This is a genomic window from Acinetobacter lwoffii (assembly GCF_049367455.1).
Taxonomy (GTDB): domain Bacteria; phylum Pseudomonadota; class Gammaproteobacteria; order Pseudomonadales; family Moraxellaceae; genus Acinetobacter; species Acinetobacter lwoffii_W.
This window is the reverse complement of sequence record NZ_JBMPXW010000001.1, coordinates 720,717-736,442: the sequence shown is the minus strand read 5'-3', so window position 1 is coordinate 736,442 and position 15,726 is coordinate 720,717. Positions and strand designations below refer to the sequence as shown.

Here is a 15,726-nt window from a genome sequence, read left to right as displayed (position 1 = left end):
GGATTAGTCTGATTCTGTACTTTAAACTTTACTTATCTATTGAGCTCTGATTTTGCTCATGTTCTTCTAAAATCTGTTGCCATTGTTTGACTTTTACCTGTTTTCGGATTGCTTCAAGTGTTTCAAAAACAGCCGATTCGACCAATTTATCAATATGTGGATTATGTTCAATCTGAATCTGGCTGATTTTATCTGAAATTAGGGTAAAAGTCGGATTTTCTTTTTGACCTGTGTGGGTAAATGGTTCAATCAGTCCTTGCGTGATATTTTCCCCCAAGCGTTGACCAATACTTTGAATTTGCTGTTCAATCCAGCTGCCCACAATTGGAATCAAACGTAATAATTGGGTCAATTCAGGAGTGTCTTCAATCGCCTGATTCACTACTTGCCCTACATTTTTAGCGATCATGGAACGTTGTGACTGTAATTCCTTGCCTAAAGATTCCTGCAAGATATCTGCCAAAGCAATGGCCAGTAATTTACGATGATGTTCCACCAGATCATCAATTAACTGTTTATGTGATGTGCTTGTGGTCAGTTCACGCTTGATGCCGTCCAGTACGGTCAGGACCACCCGGCTGGAAAGCTCTTCCATCAGCATGTTGTAATAAAAGTTGCCTTGGCGATACCAGCGATTGGGAATTACTTTATAACCATGGCTATGCAGGTTGTAGCCAATCGCGACCGCACGCAGCAGGCGCAGGAAACGTAGCTGAGGGATAATGGATAAAATTTCATACCAGTGTACAAAAGGGAAAAACCACCAGCGCCGATGATGACGTAGAACAATTGCGATAACCCAGCGTGCCAGTAATTCACAGACCAAGAAAGTGGTAAACCAGCCCTCGGTAATGATGACCCAAGGGCGTAAATCACTTTTATAAAACTGCAAAATTTCCGGTAAGCGAATGAAGTCAAACAACCACTGACCAAAATCGCTCATTAAAATGGCGTTGGCACTCAGACAGAACAGATTGATGATGATTAAAACCATCATGAAAATGTCGTAAATCAGTGCAATTTTCCAGCCCCAGGTTCCTTTACGAACAAATTTAAAGGAGCTGGACGTTATGTCCGGGTTGTCGTTCTTCATAATTACTCGGTTACAGATCCGACTGGGGCTTGGGTAAAGTTCTGCTGCATGTGTGCGATGAGCTGATCTTTTTCAGTCCAGATCTGATCAATCCATTTTTGAAAACGTGCACGATATTCAGCATCATCTTCATAATTGCCGCCCAGTACCCAATCAGGAATATCAATTTTTCTTAAATTTACCGCAATACGTGGCACTTCACCTAACCAAAATTCACCATAGCCCGGAATACCGTCAGGATAAACAATGGTCATGTCGACCAGCGCATCAATTTTATCGCCGAGAATACTGATCGCCAATGCCAGACCACCGGCTTTAGGTTTCAGTAAATGTGTATAGGGCGACTGCTGCTGATCATGCTTTTCCTGGGTAAAGCGGGTGCCTTCCAGATAATTTAACAGGGTAAAAGGCTGACTGATCAGCTGTTCACAAGATTTGCGTGCTTCTTCCATATCCCGGTATTTCAGTGCAGGATTTTTGGCAATCTGTTCCTTGCTATGCCGCTTCATCATCGGGAAGCCCAAAATTTTAAAGGCCTGTCCAACAAAAGGAATAAAAATAAGTTCCCATTTGGTAAAGAAACGCGTCAGGGGCATACGGGTCAGACCGAAGTACTGGTTGACGGTGGTATCGACCCAGCTTTGATGATTACAGGTCATCAAATAACGTCCCTGCATATTCAAATCCAGTGATTCATCTACACTGATTTGCCATTGCGTGTTTTTCAGCACATGCTCAATCAGCCAATTATTGACCCCTAACCAGCTGTTGGTAATCTTGATATTGGTTTCATCCACTTTTGCGGATTTTTTAAAAAGTTTGGTTAAACCCAAGGCCAGCACCGGGGGACCATGAAAAAAAGTACTGCCCGTCATGACGGATGTGACCGTCAGGCCACGCGCCAGTTTTTTTAAAGTCGGTTGCTTGTTGCTATTCGATGACATATCCAAACAGTCCCCAGAGATTAATCACTTAAATTTTTTCATATTTTGAGTAATATAGAGACAGTTAGGCAAATAAAAAAGCCTGAACAGGAAACTATGAAGATATTGTGACGAACTACTTGGTTTTAGTTACATATAAACATTACAAAATATTACTAAACAATTTATTATTAACAAAAATTCAATGGTTACACCATTCAATTTAAATCATCATCTCGCTTATACAACAAAGCATACAACAAGGAGTCATGCGATGCGTGCACTAGTAATTTCAGCAGCTGTAGCAGGGGCCGTAGCACTTACAGGTTGTCAATCAACTGGCAGTAACATCGGTGGTGTGGAATATGATAAAGCGGCTCTAGGTACTTTAATTGGTACTGCAGCTGGCTACGGCGTTTCTAAAAGTAATGCAAATACTAGCCGTCAAAATAACCGTGCAGCAGCAATTGGTGCTGTGGTAGGTGGTGCAGCGGGTGTCTATCTGGATAACAAAGAGAAAAAATTACGTCAAGCAACAGCGGGTACTGGCGTAGACGTTAACCGTAATGCAGATGGTTCGATTAACCTTGTAATGCCAGGCAGCATTACATTTGACACCAACAAGTCAAATATCAAACCAAACTTCTATGGCACTTTGAACAAAGTGGCGCAAGTATTAACTGAAGATAACCAGAGCGGTATTCTTGTAACTGGTTATACAGACAGCACGGGTAATGACTCAATTAACTTGCCATTGTCTCAAGCACGCGCAAACTCTGTAGCGACTTATTTAGCAGGCCAAGGTGTTTCACGTACACGTATTAACGCACAAGGTTTAGGTTCAGCGAACCCAATCGCAGATAACACGACTGCTGCGGGTAAAGAACAAAACCGTCGTGTAGAAATCGCGGTATATGCAGTTCAATAATTCTTGAACGCTTAAGAAAAAACCACCTTCGGGTGGTTTTTTTATATCTGAATATTGACCTGATTAATCGTATTTTAAATTAGGCAACTGACGCAGAGATGACTATAATCGGAGCCGAATCTAGAAGAGGAAGCCCTATGTCACTCGCCAGTCAGTTAAATGACAAGCAACTTGAAGCCATGAAATACACTCAAGGGCCCTTGTTAGTACTTGCAGGAGCGGGTTCAGGCAAGACTTCAGTCATCACGCGAAAAATCGCATATCTTGTCAAGCATTGCGGGATTCCTGCACATCGTATTACCGCAATGACCTTTACCAACAAAGCAGCACGTGAGATGAAAGAGCGTGTCAGTAAATTATTGACGCGTGAAGAAAGTAAAGGGGTTTCAGTTTCGACTTTCCATACTTTTGGCCTGAATATGCTGCGCCTAGAGTTGAAACATACCCCATTGAAAAATAATTTCTCGATTCTAGATGCTGACGACTGTAAACGCATTCTGATGGATTTAATGCAGCGTGACAATTTATCCGGTGCAGAAAGCAAAGAGCTGATTGCCAAAGCCATGAAAATGATCTCGGACTGGAAAAATGATCTCATTCCACCCGAGCAGGCACATACTACCTGTGAAACTGCCGAAGATGTGCAGTTTGCGCATTTATATCAATTATATGAACGTAATTTGCGTGCCTATAACGCCGTGGATTTTGATGACCTGATTGTGATGCCAACGCGCTTGCTGCAGGAAAATGCCGAAGTTCGTGACAAATGGCAAAATCGCGTGCGTTATTTGCTGGTCGATGAATATCAGGATACCAATACGGCGCAGTATATTCTGGTGAAATTACTGGTTGGCGTGATGGGACAGTTCACCGCCGTAGGCGATGATGACCAGTCGATTTATGCCTGGCGTGGTGCTAAACCGGAAAATATGGCCTTGCTGCAGCAGGATTTTCCTAATTTAAAAGTGATTAAACTGGAACAGAACTATCGTTCGACCAGTCGTATTCTCAAAGCAGCCAACACCGTGATTGGTAATAATCCGCATATTTTTGATAAAAAGCTTTGGTCGGACAAAGGCCATGGTGAAGTGATCCGTGTGATTACCTGCCGCAATGATGATGATGAAGCAGAACGCGTGGTTAAAGACCTGATCACGCATAAATTGATGAACGGTAAAAGCTGGAAAGATTATGCGGTGTTGTACCGCGGCAATTTCCAGGCGCGTATTTTAGAAACCCATCTGCGCCAGATGCAGATTCCGTATAAATTATCTGGCGGACAGTCCTTCTTCGCACGTGCCGAAATCAAGGACATGATGAGCTATTTACGCTTGATCATTAACCCTGAAGATGACAGTGCATTTTTACGAATTATCAATACGCCAAAACGGGCAATTGGTCCGGTAACGCTGGAAAAGCTCGGTCTATTTGCTCAGGAAAATAATCTGTCGCTTCTGGCTGCGGCTGCGGATCAGCGTCTGACCATGGCGATTCCGAAAAAGGCCACGACTCAATTGGCTGAGTTTGCCGATTTTATTGAGGGTTTTACCCGCAATTTACTGGATGATGATGAACCAGTGCCAATTATCCGCCAGATGATGATTGAAGCCGGTTATATCGATTACATCAAGGAAACTGCAGCCACACCAGCGCAGGAAAAGACCAAGCTCGACAATATCGAAGTGCTCTATAGCAGCATTCAAAGCCTGATTAACCGCACTGAAGATGTTGATGAAAAAAATATTGAAAGTGTGATTCGTAAAATGGTGCTGCTGGACATGCTCGAGCAGCAGCAGGAAGAAGAGGACACCGATAAAGTCAATTTATTGACTTTGCATGCGTCTAAAGGTCTGGAATTTCCTTATGTCTATCTGATCGGGCTGGAAGAAGAAATTCTGCCACATAAAAACTCGATCGCTGCAGAAACGGTCGAAGAGGAACGCCGTCTGATGTATGTGGGGATTACCCGTGCACGTCAGGGACTGACCATTACTCTGGCAGAACAGCGCAAGGCCGGTGGGCAGATGAAGCAGATGACCCCAAGCCGTTTTCTGGATGAATTACCAGAAGATGAGCTGGAATGGTTAGGTCGTAAGAAAAAGCTGGCAGGCAACATCGATCCGAAATTACAAGCCCAACATTATCTGGATAATTTGCGTAATCTTATCAAACGATAAGGCGCAAGGCTTGCTCTTATTTTAAATGAAACAACAGGAATGAATACATGAAAGTTCAGGTGAAAGTCCTTGACTCGCGTCTTGGTCAGGAATGGCCATTACCGACTTATGCTACGACAGGTTCAGCGGGGCTGGATTTGCGTGCGTGTGTTACAGAAACTACGATCATTGAACCAGGCCAGACTGTTTTGGTAAAAACTGGTTTAGCAATCTATATTGAAGATCCTGCATTTGCTGGTCTGATTTTGCCACGTTCGGGTTTGGGGCATAAACACGGGATCGTGTTGGGTAACCTGGTGGGTTTAATCGATTCTGATTATCAGGGTGAATTGATGGTATCTGTGTGGAATCGTAACCAGACGGCTTTCAGCTTAGAGCCAGGTGAACGTTTGGCGCAGTATGTCTTGGTTCCTGTGATGCAGGCTGAATTCGATCTGGTGAATGAATTCGAAGCCACTGAACGCGGTGTTGGCGGTTTTGGTCATACGGGTAAAAACTAAGTTTTAATCGTGACTTACATTCATTAACTGGATGTAAGTCATTTTTAGTTGATTAGATTCAATATTAAAAAAATGAGTGGGTTGAAATATATTTAAAAATAAAACCTTATTTTCTGGCCAAATAGAGTTCTTTAAATCTAAAATTGATGTAGTGATCAAATATCTAATCAGATGAAACTCAAAATAAATATAATTAAATAATCATTATTTAATTACAAGAACTCTATAATTCTAAAGTTGTAGATTATATTTTTATAATTGATTGTTACATTGAAATCGTTTAAAAATAGCAGGTCTTAAAACAAAAACAAATGTTTAAAGTCATTATGATGAAATCATCATTTTAAATCTCCTTATTTTAACGAATAGTGAAAAGACAGTTTTATGGGATCTATGAATCATCCATTCCCCATGCATATCTTTCGTGCCTATGACATACGCGGTAAAGTCAGTCTATTAGGTGCCGGGATCATTGATGCAATTGCCCACGGTTTAGCCCAGCAGTATCAGGCTGCGGGACAGACACGTGTCGCCATTGGTTATGATGCACGCATCAGTAGTCCGGCTTTTGCCGACATCATTGCCCGTATTTTTAAAGACTATTCGCTGGAAGCCACTATTATAGGCTGTTGTTCCAGCCCGATGCTGTATTTCACCGCACGCCAGTTTGATGGCAATGGCATTATGGTCACCGCCAGTCATAATCCTAAAGAAGATAATGGGATTAAATGGATTATTGATGGTGAACCACCTTGTCCTGAGATGATTCAACAGGTGGCCCAACTGGCAAAGTCGCATTGTGATAGCCAGCTACTTGGTTTAGCCGAACTGCCGCATCAGATTATTCCAGAGTTTTGCCTGCAGTATCAGCAGGGAATATTAGAAGATATTCAATTAAAGCGCTCATTTAAAGTGATTCTGGATGGTCTGCATGGCTCCGCCGGACGTTGTGCCGACTTGGTACTCAGAAAAATGGGCTGTGAAGTGACTGCTTTACGTTGTGAGGCCAATGGACATTTTCCGGATCATGCGCCGGATCCTTCGCAGGACAAACATCTTGAGACTTTACGCCAAACTGTCATGCAACAGCAGGCTGATCTCGGTATTGCCCTGGACGGTGATGGCGATCGCCTGGTTCTGGTTGATGAACAGGGTCAGATTATCACAGCCGATCAGTTATTATGTCTGTTTGCCGAAATTTGCCTAAGCGATTCAGCACCACGCCAATTTGTTTATGATGTGAAATGTTCAACTCTGGTTCGCGATACAGTGCAACGTCTGGGCGGGGAACCGGTGATGATTCGTACCGGCAGTTCATTTCTCAGAACTTATCTGAACCAGTCTCAGCATCAGGCGATTTTTGGTGGGGAATATGCCGGACATTATGTCTTTAATGATGGTCGCGGCTGGGGCTATGATGATGGCCTCTATGCAGCGCTCAGAGTCATGGAATATCTCGACCAAACGGGGCAAACTCTCGCGCAGGCCTTGGCGGCTTATCCAAAACGACATGGTACTGAAGATCTTTATATTTCAACGCGTCAAGTACGTCCTGTTGAGCTTTTAAACTTCGTTGAACAACAATCCGCAAGAATTAATGCGCAAATCAGTAAAATTGATGGGATACGTCTTGATTTTGAGGATGGTTTTGGCATCATTCGAGCATCCAATACAGGTGAGTATTTCACAGTGCGCTTTGATGCCAATAATGCCCAAGGTCTAAATGAAATTCGTCATCTGTTTGTAGCCATGTTGCGTGACCGTTATCCAGAGATCGCTCAAGACATTTTAGATGCTCAATAAGGAGAGGCGAATGCCAAATCAACAAACAGGCATCGACAAAGCACAGATTTTGACAGAAGCTTTGCCGTATATTCAACGCTTTGCGGGTAAAACCCTGGTGGTAAAATACGGCGGTAACGCGATGACCGATCCTGAGCTGGAAAGTTCATTTGCACGTGATATCGTATTATTAAAAACAGTCGGTATTAATCCGATCGTGGTACATGGTGGTGGCCCGCAAGTCGATTCCATGCTGAAACAGCTGGGCCGCGAATCAGACCGTATTGACGGCATGCGCGTGACTGATCCTGCGACCATGGAAGTGGTCGAGATGGTACTTGGCGGTAGCGTTAACAAATCTATCGTGAACCTGATTAACCAGCATGGTGGTCGTGCGATTGGTCTTACCGGTAAAGACGGCAACCTGATTCGTGCGCAAAAGCTGCTGATGGAAAAAGTGGCTGAAGATGGTTCAGTTGAGCAAATTGATCTGGGTCTGGTCGGTGAAGTCGTTGGCGTGAAAACCGATGTTCTGGAAATGTTTACCAATAGTGACTTTATTCCAGTCATTGCCCCGCTAGGTGTCGATGAAGAAGGCAATACCTATAATATCAATGCTGATTTGGTCGCTGGTAAAGTCGCTGAAGCCCTAGGTGCAGAAAAACTGATTCTACTCACCAATATCACCGGTGTCTTGGATGAAAATAAAAACCTGTTGACTGGTTTGACCACTCAAGAAGTCGATCGTCTGATCGAAACTGGCGTGATTTATGGCGGCATGATTCCAAAGGTCGGTTGTGCGCTGGATGCGGTAAAAGGCGGCGTCGTAAGTGCACATATCGTGGATGGCCGTGTACCTCATGCCAGCTTACTAGAAATTTTCACCGATCATGGTGTGGGCACCCTCATTACCAATCGTGCCAATCCGCATCGTTCATAATCGATTTTTTGCCAAAAAGAGTCTCAATAGAGGCTCTTTTTTATTTGGGTTTATCAAACCCAGATATTTGAAATGACAGGAACAGTCATGCACAATAAGCTTCTAAGTAAATATAGAGCTGAAACCAGACCATGTGCCAACTGCTCGGAATGAATTGTGCCACCCCGACGGATATTACTTTTTCCTTCCGCGGATTTTCCCAGCGGGCGGGCATTACCTCTGATCATGGGGATGGTTTCGGGATTGCTTTCTTTGAAGATAAAGCCTGCCGTCTGTTCGTCGATAACCAGTCTGCGGTTGAATCGCCGATTGCTGAACTGGTACGTAATTATCCAATCAAATCACGTAATGTGATTGCGCATATCCGTAAAGCGACCCAAGGCAAAATTAATCTGGAAAATTCCCATCCTTTTAGCCGTGAACTTTGGGGACGGCAGTGGATTTTTGCCCATAATGGTGATTTACATGATTATTTTCCTCAACTGTCAGGGCGCTTTACCCCAGTCGGAAATACCGACAGTGAGCGTGCCTTCTGCTATCTGCTCGATCAACTGGTGAAACGCTTTGGCTATCATGAGCCGAAACTGGATCAGGTTTTCGATCTTCTAGCTGAAATTTCACCTGCAATCGCGGAGCATGGCACCTTTAATTTCTGCCTGTCGAATGGTCAGGCACTGTTTAGCTATGCGATTACCAAACTCCACTGGCTGGTACGTGAATACCCGTTTAGACCGGCTCAGCTGATTGATATTGACGTCGAAGTGGACTTTAGTCAGGTCACAACCCCTGAAGATCGCGTCGCAGTGATTACCACTGAACCATTGACCCAGAATGAAGAATGGACTGCCTTCCAGCCCGGTGAAATGATCCTGTTTCAGCATGGGGCGAAAGTACGTTCTCAGTTGACGCATGTTGAACGTCTGGAACGTGAACGTCTTGATCCTTCCTTAAAACGCGTCACGCGAGCTGATCAATATTGAAATGCGATTAAAGACGGAGTTTAAACTCCGTTTTTTTATATTTAAAAAATAAGAGAAAATCTAAGAATAAATAAAGGTTTATTGCGGATTTTGGTTAATTAATATCTTAGCCTTTTACTCAGGATAAATTATTTTTAATTATATATAACAGAAACTTAAAATGAAAAAGCCGGATTTAGGCGGAAAGCCGACTAATTTGCTTCATTTTTATTTGAATCAATACGCTATATGCTCATTTTCACGTTATAAGTCCTTAATATTTATAGGTGGTCGTAATGAAAATGAAATGGGTTCCAGATTATAATACTGGTATCGATGTGATTGACGATCAGCACAAACGAATTCTCGATTATATCAACGAAATTGATGCCAATACCGAGCGTGCCCGTATTAAACAGATTCTCGACAATATTATTGATTATACCCAGTCGCATTTCACCTTTGAGGAATCTCTTCAGGAAGAAGCCGGCTATAAATATCGGGTGCCGCATAAACGTGTGCATGACCTGTTTATTAAAAAAATCGAGTCTTATCGTGACCGTTTTGAACTGGGACAGTCCATTGAATCAGAGCTGCACGAAGTATTATCGAAATGGCTGATTAACCATATTCAGCACGATGACGCCGATTATGTCGGTGCCGTAAAAGAAAATATGATGGGTATCATCAAGGAAAAAGAAAAGAAAACAGGTAAAAACTGGTTCGCTCGTTTCTTCTCATAATAAAAGACGTAACGAGATAACAAAAATTAAAATCTAATTATAATTTTTGCGCAGCAAATCACTGTCATGGTGGTTTGCTTTTTGTTTTTGATTTTCACCGCTCCACAAGGCAAAATAGCGCTAGATTTTTATAGGAATGCATCATGCAGGACAATGCTATGTCAAAATGGTTATCGCCGCTGATGGCTTTCTGTTTATCGTTTATTATCATCGCGACGCTCGCACCGATAACCGGTATACAGATTGATCGTCAGCTGGATTTCTGGATGCTCTGGTTAGCCACCATGCTGATTCTGGCGCTTCCAGTCTGCTACTTGGAAATTGCTTTGGCCAAGCGCTCCAAAATAACGCCATTACAGGCGCTGTCGACGCTGACCCGTGAAGCGGATGCGTCACAGAAATGGCGTATTGTTGGCTGGTTAAGTGTGATTTTTATTCCGTTTTTGGCCGGTGCCATGCTGAACAATGCCAGCAATGTTCTGGCGGTTGCTGCAATTGATCTTGCACCGAATCTTCTATTTATCGGATTGGCGATAGCTGCTTTAGCCTTGTCACTACTGCCACGTCAAATTTTATTAGTGGTTACAGCGATTGGTGTGCTGGCGTCTCTGGTTCTGGCCAATGTGATGGGAACTGCGCTACCTGCATGGCAAGTCACACCAGTCGAGTTCTTGGAATGGGGCAATGCCACCGTATTGGCTTTGGTCGCAAGTGGTCTGGGCATGGGCTTGTACTGGCAATCTAGCCTGAGCGCTGTACAACAACAGGATGTCGCCAGCAAGACGGTATTGCCGATCTGGATTGCGCAGCTAGTTGCTGTCATTGCATTTACTTTCTTTGCCGTACAAGCACAAATTCCTGCATTTACTCTGGTCGCAGCAATGGTGGCAGCTGCCGCATTAATTCTGCAAATGGCACGTGAACAATTACAGCAACGCCAGCTTCATCCTGCAATTCAATGGGCAATTGTGGTGGCGGTCACGCTGATCTGGGCTATTCCAAATCTAAGCCCAATTTTCAATGTGGTCTTGCTCGTCTGGGGCTTATTGATTTGTTTGATCTATGCATTATTTGCTGGCTGGATCATGAAGATCAGTCATTTGCGTAAATCAATGAATTTCAGCTCTGAAGCGTTTTATAACATCTGGCGTATTGCAGTGCGTGTGGTGTTGCCGGTTGGGATTATTCTGGCAATCATTGCTGTCTTAGGACAATTCGTCTGATGAGTGAGGCGATGATTTGGGTGGCATATGCGACGCCAGAAAAACAATTTCATCTAGCCGTGTCATTTCAGCCTGGCATGACGGCACTGGACGCGATTGAGCAAAGTGGAATCCGTGAGCAGGTCGACTTGCCTGAACCATTATTTTTGGGCATTTTTGGCGTGCGCTTGCAAGATCAGCAGCAGCCACTGGCAGCAGGTGATCGGGTGGAAATTTATCGGCCACTGACCATCAATCCTAAAGACATCCGACGTAAACGCGCCGAGAAAAATCCGGTGGGTCGTTATGCCAGAGGCAATCTTTTAAAAAAGCTGAAACCATCTTCCGAATAGAAAGCGGCTTGAATGAGCAGTAGCCTCAATGATCTGCTCAATCAATCAGCTTAATCAAAAAAGCCCCTGATGATTCAGGGGCTTTTTCATGCGAAACCGACTATAGTGGAGGAGCATTTAAAATTGCTTCTTTTGATCCTGGTAAACCGGGTTGAGATTCTGGAATCGTCTCCAGACCTTCAACACGTTCCACGATACCAGACTGGTTAAAGTAGATTTTCAAATGCTGGCCTTGAGCTGCCGGGATCTTGGCTTTTTTAGCGTAGGTTCCTGGGGTATAGTTATAGATGTAGTCCCAACGTAAAGGATTCAGTGGATCGCTTACTGTTGGACTGCCCAGTAAGAAACGCACCTGTTGATGGCTCATTCCCACCTGAATTTTAGCGGCTTGTGCTTGGGTTAAAGGGGTTCCTTGTGGAATATCTACCTTATAAACACCTAATGTCGAACAGCCGACGAGCAATGAAGTGACGAATAACGTCAACATGATTTTTTGCATTTTGCTAAACTATCCCAAATTAATTATGATGCATTTGATCCAAGGATAGATCATACTGCATCTAAACTTTGTTGCATATTCCAACTTTGATTTTGTTGAGAGACCTTTTTACATGACTATTTCAAACCAAGATTTACGAAAAGCTGGGCTGAAAGTTACCCTTCCACGAATTAAAATATTAGAATTACTAGAAAATTCAAAACAACATCATTTAAGTGCGGAAGATATTTACAAGACTTTACTCGATCAGGGCGAAGATGTAGGTTTAGCAACTGTGTATCGTGTGTTAACGCAGTTTGAAGCAGCGGGCATCATCGAACGTCATAATTTTGAAAATAATCATTCAGTTTTTGAAATTATGCAGGAAGATCACCACGATCACCTAGTATGTTTAAATTGCAGCAAAGTTGTTGAATTTATTAATGACACGATTGAAAAAGAGCAGCATGACGTTGCTGAAAAATTTGGTTTTGAATTAACCGGTCACTCACTGAATCTGTATGGCTACTGCGATGCGCCTGCCTGTCAGGAAGTTTTCCGTAAAAAATAATTTGAGCGCTGGTTCAAACAAAAAACAGGCTTCATGGGAAGCCTGTTTTTTTATGCCTTCAAGATGATCAGGACTGACCATCAAAGGTAATGTTGGAATGCGCACGTAATAAGTGACTACCACCTTCTTCTGACAGCTTGATTTGCAGACGCAGGTCGTTTGGTGAATCTGCATGTTTCAGTGCATCTTTATAGCTGATCTGTTTGGCTTTATACAGATCATACAGCGCCTGATCGAAGGTCTGCATGCCCAGTTCACGGGAACGCTTCATCAGATCCTTGATTTCATGCACATCACCTTTACGAATCAAGTCGGCAATCAGTGGTGAGTTAATCAGAATCTCAATCGCTGCACGGCGACCATTACCATCGATGGTTGGAATCAGTTGCTGTGCCACAATGGCTTTCATGTTCAGGGACAAGTCCATGAACAGCTGATTATGTCGGTCTGCTTCGAAGAAATGGATAATCCGGTCAATCGCTTGGTTGGCGTTGTTGGCGTGCAGGGTAGCAAAGACCAGATGACCGGTTTCGGCAAAGGCAATCGCATAATCCATGGTTTCACGTGAACGGATCTCACCGATCAGAATCACGTCTGGTGCCTGACGCAGGGTATTTTTCAGGGCAATTTCAAATGAATCAGTATCGATGCCGACTTCACGCTGGGTGATAATACAGCCCTTATGCTGGTGAATAAATTCGATCGGATCTTCAATGGTAATGATATGACCTTTGGAATTTTCATTACGATAACCGACCAAAGACGCCAGCGAGGTTGATTTACCGGTACCCGTCGCCCCGACAAAAATAATGATGCCACGTTTGGTCATCGCCAGTTCTTTTAGAATCGGCGGTAACTTGAGTTCATCCATCGTGGGAATAACAGTTTCAATCCGACGCAGCACCATCCCCGGTTGATCTCGTTGCTGAAAGGCACTGACACGGAAGCGGGCACTTTTATCCGGCGTGCTGATGGCAAAGTTACATTCACGACTGTCAGCAAATTCTTTACGCTGCTTTTCGGTCATGATGGAATGGAGCAGTTGTCCTACTGCCGCACCGGGTAATTTTACCGAACCAATCGGTAAAATCTGCCCATTAATCTTGATGGACGGTTCGACATCGGCAGTAATGAACAGATCCGATGCTTTTTTCTCCACCATATAATCGAGTAAGCCGTTAAAATCCATGTATATAAACCCCAATACAATTCAATTTTTTTATAAAAATGCTTCTGGCTGTTTGGCTGCAGTACGTGCAACTTGCGGGCTGATCAAACCTTTGGACACTAGCGTTTTTAGTGTCTGATCCAGCGTGGTCATGCCATAGTTGGCACCGGTCTGAATTGCTGAGTACATTTGTGCGACTTTGTTTTCACGGATCAGGTTACGGATCGCCGGAATACCGATCATTATTTCATGCGCTGCGACACGCCCACCGCCATTTTTCTTCAGTAGAGCCTGTGAAACTACGGCTTGTAGGGATTCAGATAACATGGCGCGTACCATGTCTTTTTCTTCGGCAGGGAATACGTCGATCACACGGTCAATGGTTTTGGCCGCTGAGGTGGTATGCAGGGTGCCGAAAACAAGGTGACCCGTTTCTGCCGCAGTTAAAGCCAGACGAATGGTTTCAAGGTCACGCATCTCACCGACCAGAATAATATCCGGATCTTCACGTAATGCAGAACGTAATGCTTCATTAAAGCCATGCGTATCACGATGCACTTCACGCTGGTTAATCAGACATTTCTTGGACTGATGCACAAATTCGATCGGATCTTCGACGGTCAGAATATGGTCATAGCGGTTGTCATTAATATAATCCAGCATCGCCGCCAAGGTGGTTGATTTACCCGAACCGGTAGGACCTGTCACCAGTACCAGACCACGTGGATATTCACAGATGTCTTTAAAAATTTGTCCCATGCCCAGATCTTCAAGGGTCAGGACTTTAGAGGGAATGGTACGGAATACCGCACCGGCACCGCGGTTCTGGTTAAATGCGTTGACACGGAAACGCGCCACGCCAGGCACTTCAAAAGAGAAGTCAGTTTCCAGATTTTCTTCAAAATCACGGCGCTGTTTATCGTTCATGATGTCATAAACGAGTTTATGCACTTCTTTGTGTTCTAATGCTGGCAGGTTGATGCGACGAACTTCCCCATCGACACGAATCATTGGCGGTAAGCCCGCAGACAAGTGTAAATCCGACGCACCATTTTTAGCAGAAAATGCCAACAATTCTGTGATATCCATAAGGTCCCCGAGTTCATTAAAATGTTAATTATTTTGATAGAATAATAAGGCTTTCCCACAGCTTAACCAACACTTAGTTCATGGGCAAGGGAAAAAAAGATGAATGAAATGAGAACCCCATCAATGAATATGTTGCAACAGTCACGAAATCAGGTCTTAGTGCAAATTGAAACTGCCTGTGTTGAGGCCGGCCGCGAAGCAGATGCGGTGCAACTGCTTGCCGTTTCCAAGACCCAGCCGAGCAGCGTGCTGGCAGAGATGTATCAGGCCGGGCAACGTGCTTTTGGTGAAAACTATTTGCAGGAAGCGCTGGAAAAAATCACGGCACTGAAAGAGCTGGAGATTGAGTGGCATTTTATTGGACATGTGCAGCGCAACAAAACCAAGGCTCTGGCAGAAAATTTTGCCTGGGTACATGGAGTCGATCGCCTAATTATTGCCGAGCGCTTATCAAATCAGCGTGGAGATGATCAGCCTGCACTAAATATCTGTATTCAGGTGAATATTGATGGTCAGGATACCAAAGATGGTTGCCAGCCGGCAGAAGTTGCAGATTTAGTGGCACAGATCAGTCAACTACCGAATGTGCGTTTACGTGGCCTGATGGTGATTCCAGCACCAAATAATCCTCAATCCTTTGGTGATGCCAAAGTTTTATTTGATGCAGTCAAAGTTCAGCATGCACATCCTGAAGATTGGGATACTTTAAGTATGGGCATGTCTGCGGATATGACCGAAGCGATTGCTGCGGGTTCTACCATGGTTCGTGTTGGCACAGCCCTATTTGGTGCACGGCCTAAAAAAGATGTATAAACTACTA

The 15,726-nt window shown here is 43.9% G+C and carries 16 protein-coding genes; 11 read left to right on the top strand and 5 right to left on the bottom strand.

Features of this window, described 5'->3' with window-relative positions:
* Positions 1 to 28 precede the first annotated feature (28 nt).
* Together ACO1B7_RS03605 and ACO1B7_RS03600 are read right to left on the bottom strand one after the other, a co-directional pair.
* Positions 29 to 1,093, bottom strand: a complete 1,065-nt coding sequence (locus ACO1B7_RS03605) for a preprotein translocase subunit SecA (protein ID WP_423089822.1) — start codon at positions 1,091 to 1,093, stop codon at positions 29 to 31.
* A 2-nt stretch (positions 1,094 to 1,095) separates the two neighbouring features.
* A complete protein-coding gene (locus tag ACO1B7_RS03600; RefSeq protein ID WP_004279263.1) occupies positions 1,096 to 2,037 on the bottom strand; it encodes an acyltransferase in 942 nt (313 codons plus the stop codon).
* A 253-nt stretch (positions 2,038 to 2,290) separates the two neighbouring features.
* Between ACO1B7_RS03600 and ACO1B7_RS03595 the strand changes: the two genes are divergently transcribed.
* From ACO1B7_RS03595 to ACO1B7_RS03555, 9 genes are all read left to right on the top strand, one after another.
* Positions 2,291 to 2,944 (top strand): YiaD family glycine zipper/OmpA-like lipoprotein, encoded by a 654-nt coding sequence (locus ACO1B7_RS03595; protein WP_004279265.1) that lies wholly within the window; start codon positions 2,291 to 2,293, stop codon positions 2,942 to 2,944.
* A gap of 137 nt (positions 2,945 to 3,081) precedes the next feature.
* Positions 3,082 to 5,121, top strand: coding sequence for a UvrD-helicase domain-containing protein (locus ACO1B7_RS03590; RefSeq protein WP_005107705.1), 2,040 nt, complete (start codon positions 3,082 to 3,084; stop codon positions 5,119 to 5,121).
* 47 nt (positions 5,122 to 5,168) lie between these two features.
* Positions 5,169 to 5,621 carry a dUTP diphosphatase gene (gene dut, locus ACO1B7_RS03585; RefSeq protein ID WP_004279268.1) on the top strand — a complete coding sequence of 151 codons (453 nt, stop codon included), beginning with the start codon at positions 5,169 to 5,171 and terminating at the stop codon, positions 5,619 to 5,621.
* A 384-nt stretch (positions 5,622 to 6,005) separates the two neighbouring features.
* Entirely contained in the window at positions 6,006 to 7,424 is a 1,419-nt protein-coding gene (locus ACO1B7_RS03580) for a phosphomannomutase/phosphoglucomutase (protein WP_004279269.1), read from the top strand.
* Positions 7,425 to 7,434: 10 nt separating this feature from the next.
* A complete protein-coding gene (argB, locus tag ACO1B7_RS03575; RefSeq protein WP_004279270.1) occupies positions 7,435 to 8,343 on the top strand; it encodes an acetylglutamate kinase in 909 nt (302 codons plus the stop codon).
* Positions 8,344 to 8,474: 131 nt separating this feature from the next.
* Complete coding sequence (locus ACO1B7_RS03570; protein WP_004279271.1) at positions 8,475 to 9,323, top strand: class II glutamine amidotransferase; 849 nt, start codon at positions 8,475 to 8,477, stop codon at positions 9,321 to 9,323.
* Positions 9,324 to 9,598: 275 nt separating this feature from the next.
* Entirely contained in the window at positions 9,599 to 10,045 is a 447-nt protein-coding gene (locus ACO1B7_RS03565; RefSeq protein ID WP_004279272.1) for a bacteriohemerythrin, read from the top strand.
* Positions 10,046 to 10,188: 143 nt separating this feature from the next.
* On the top strand, positions 10,189 to 11,268 hold the full coding sequence (locus ACO1B7_RS03560; protein ID WP_004279273.1) for a hypothetical protein: 1,080 nt from the start codon (positions 10,189 to 10,191) through the stop codon (positions 11,266 to 11,268).
* Entirely contained in the window at positions 11,268 to 11,600 is a 333-nt protein-coding gene (locus ACO1B7_RS03555; protein ID WP_039901990.1) for an RnfH family protein, read from the top strand. The genes ACO1B7_RS03560 and ACO1B7_RS03555 overlap by 1 nt, the downstream gene beginning before the upstream one ends.
* 100 nt (positions 11,601 to 11,700) lie before the next feature.
* On the opposite strand, the gene ACO1B7_RS03550 is transcribed toward ACO1B7_RS03555, so the two are convergent.
* A complete protein-coding gene (locus ACO1B7_RS03550) occupies positions 11,701 to 12,099 on the bottom strand; it encodes an outer membrane protein assembly factor BamE (RefSeq protein ID WP_004279275.1) in 399 nt (132 codons plus the stop codon).
* Between the two features lie 112 nt (positions 12,100 to 12,211).
* Between ACO1B7_RS03550 and fur the strand changes: the two genes are divergently transcribed.
* Positions 12,212 to 12,649, top strand: coding sequence for a ferric iron uptake transcriptional regulator (gene fur / locus ACO1B7_RS03545; protein ID WP_004279276.1), 438 nt, complete (start codon positions 12,212 to 12,214; stop codon positions 12,647 to 12,649).
* A 67-nt stretch (positions 12,650 to 12,716) separates the two neighbouring features.
* Here fur and ACO1B7_RS03540 read toward each other — a convergent pair whose 3' ends face one another.
* Together ACO1B7_RS03540 and ACO1B7_RS03535 are read right to left on the bottom strand one after the other, a co-directional pair.
* On the bottom strand, positions 12,717 to 13,838 hold the full coding sequence (locus tag ACO1B7_RS03540; RefSeq protein WP_004279277.1) for a PilT/PilU family type 4a pilus ATPase: 1,122 nt from the start codon (positions 13,836 to 13,838) through the stop codon (positions 12,717 to 12,719).
* A 30-nt stretch (positions 13,839 to 13,868) separates the two neighbouring features.
* Positions 13,869 to 14,906, bottom strand: a complete 1,038-nt coding sequence (locus ACO1B7_RS03535) for a type IV pilus twitching motility protein PilT (RefSeq protein WP_004279279.1) — start codon at positions 14,904 to 14,906, stop codon at positions 13,869 to 13,871.
* Between the two features lie 123 nt (positions 14,907 to 15,029).
* On the opposite strand from ACO1B7_RS03535, the gene ACO1B7_RS03530 reads away from it, so the two are divergent.
* The gene (locus tag ACO1B7_RS03530; RefSeq protein ID WP_005247098.1) at positions 15,030 to 15,719 is read left to right on the top strand and encodes a YggS family pyridoxal phosphate-dependent enzyme; all 690 of its coding nucleotides are present in this window, start codon (positions 15,030 to 15,032) and stop codon (positions 15,717 to 15,719) included.
* The last annotated feature ends 7 nt before the right edge of the window (positions 15,720 to 15,726 follow it).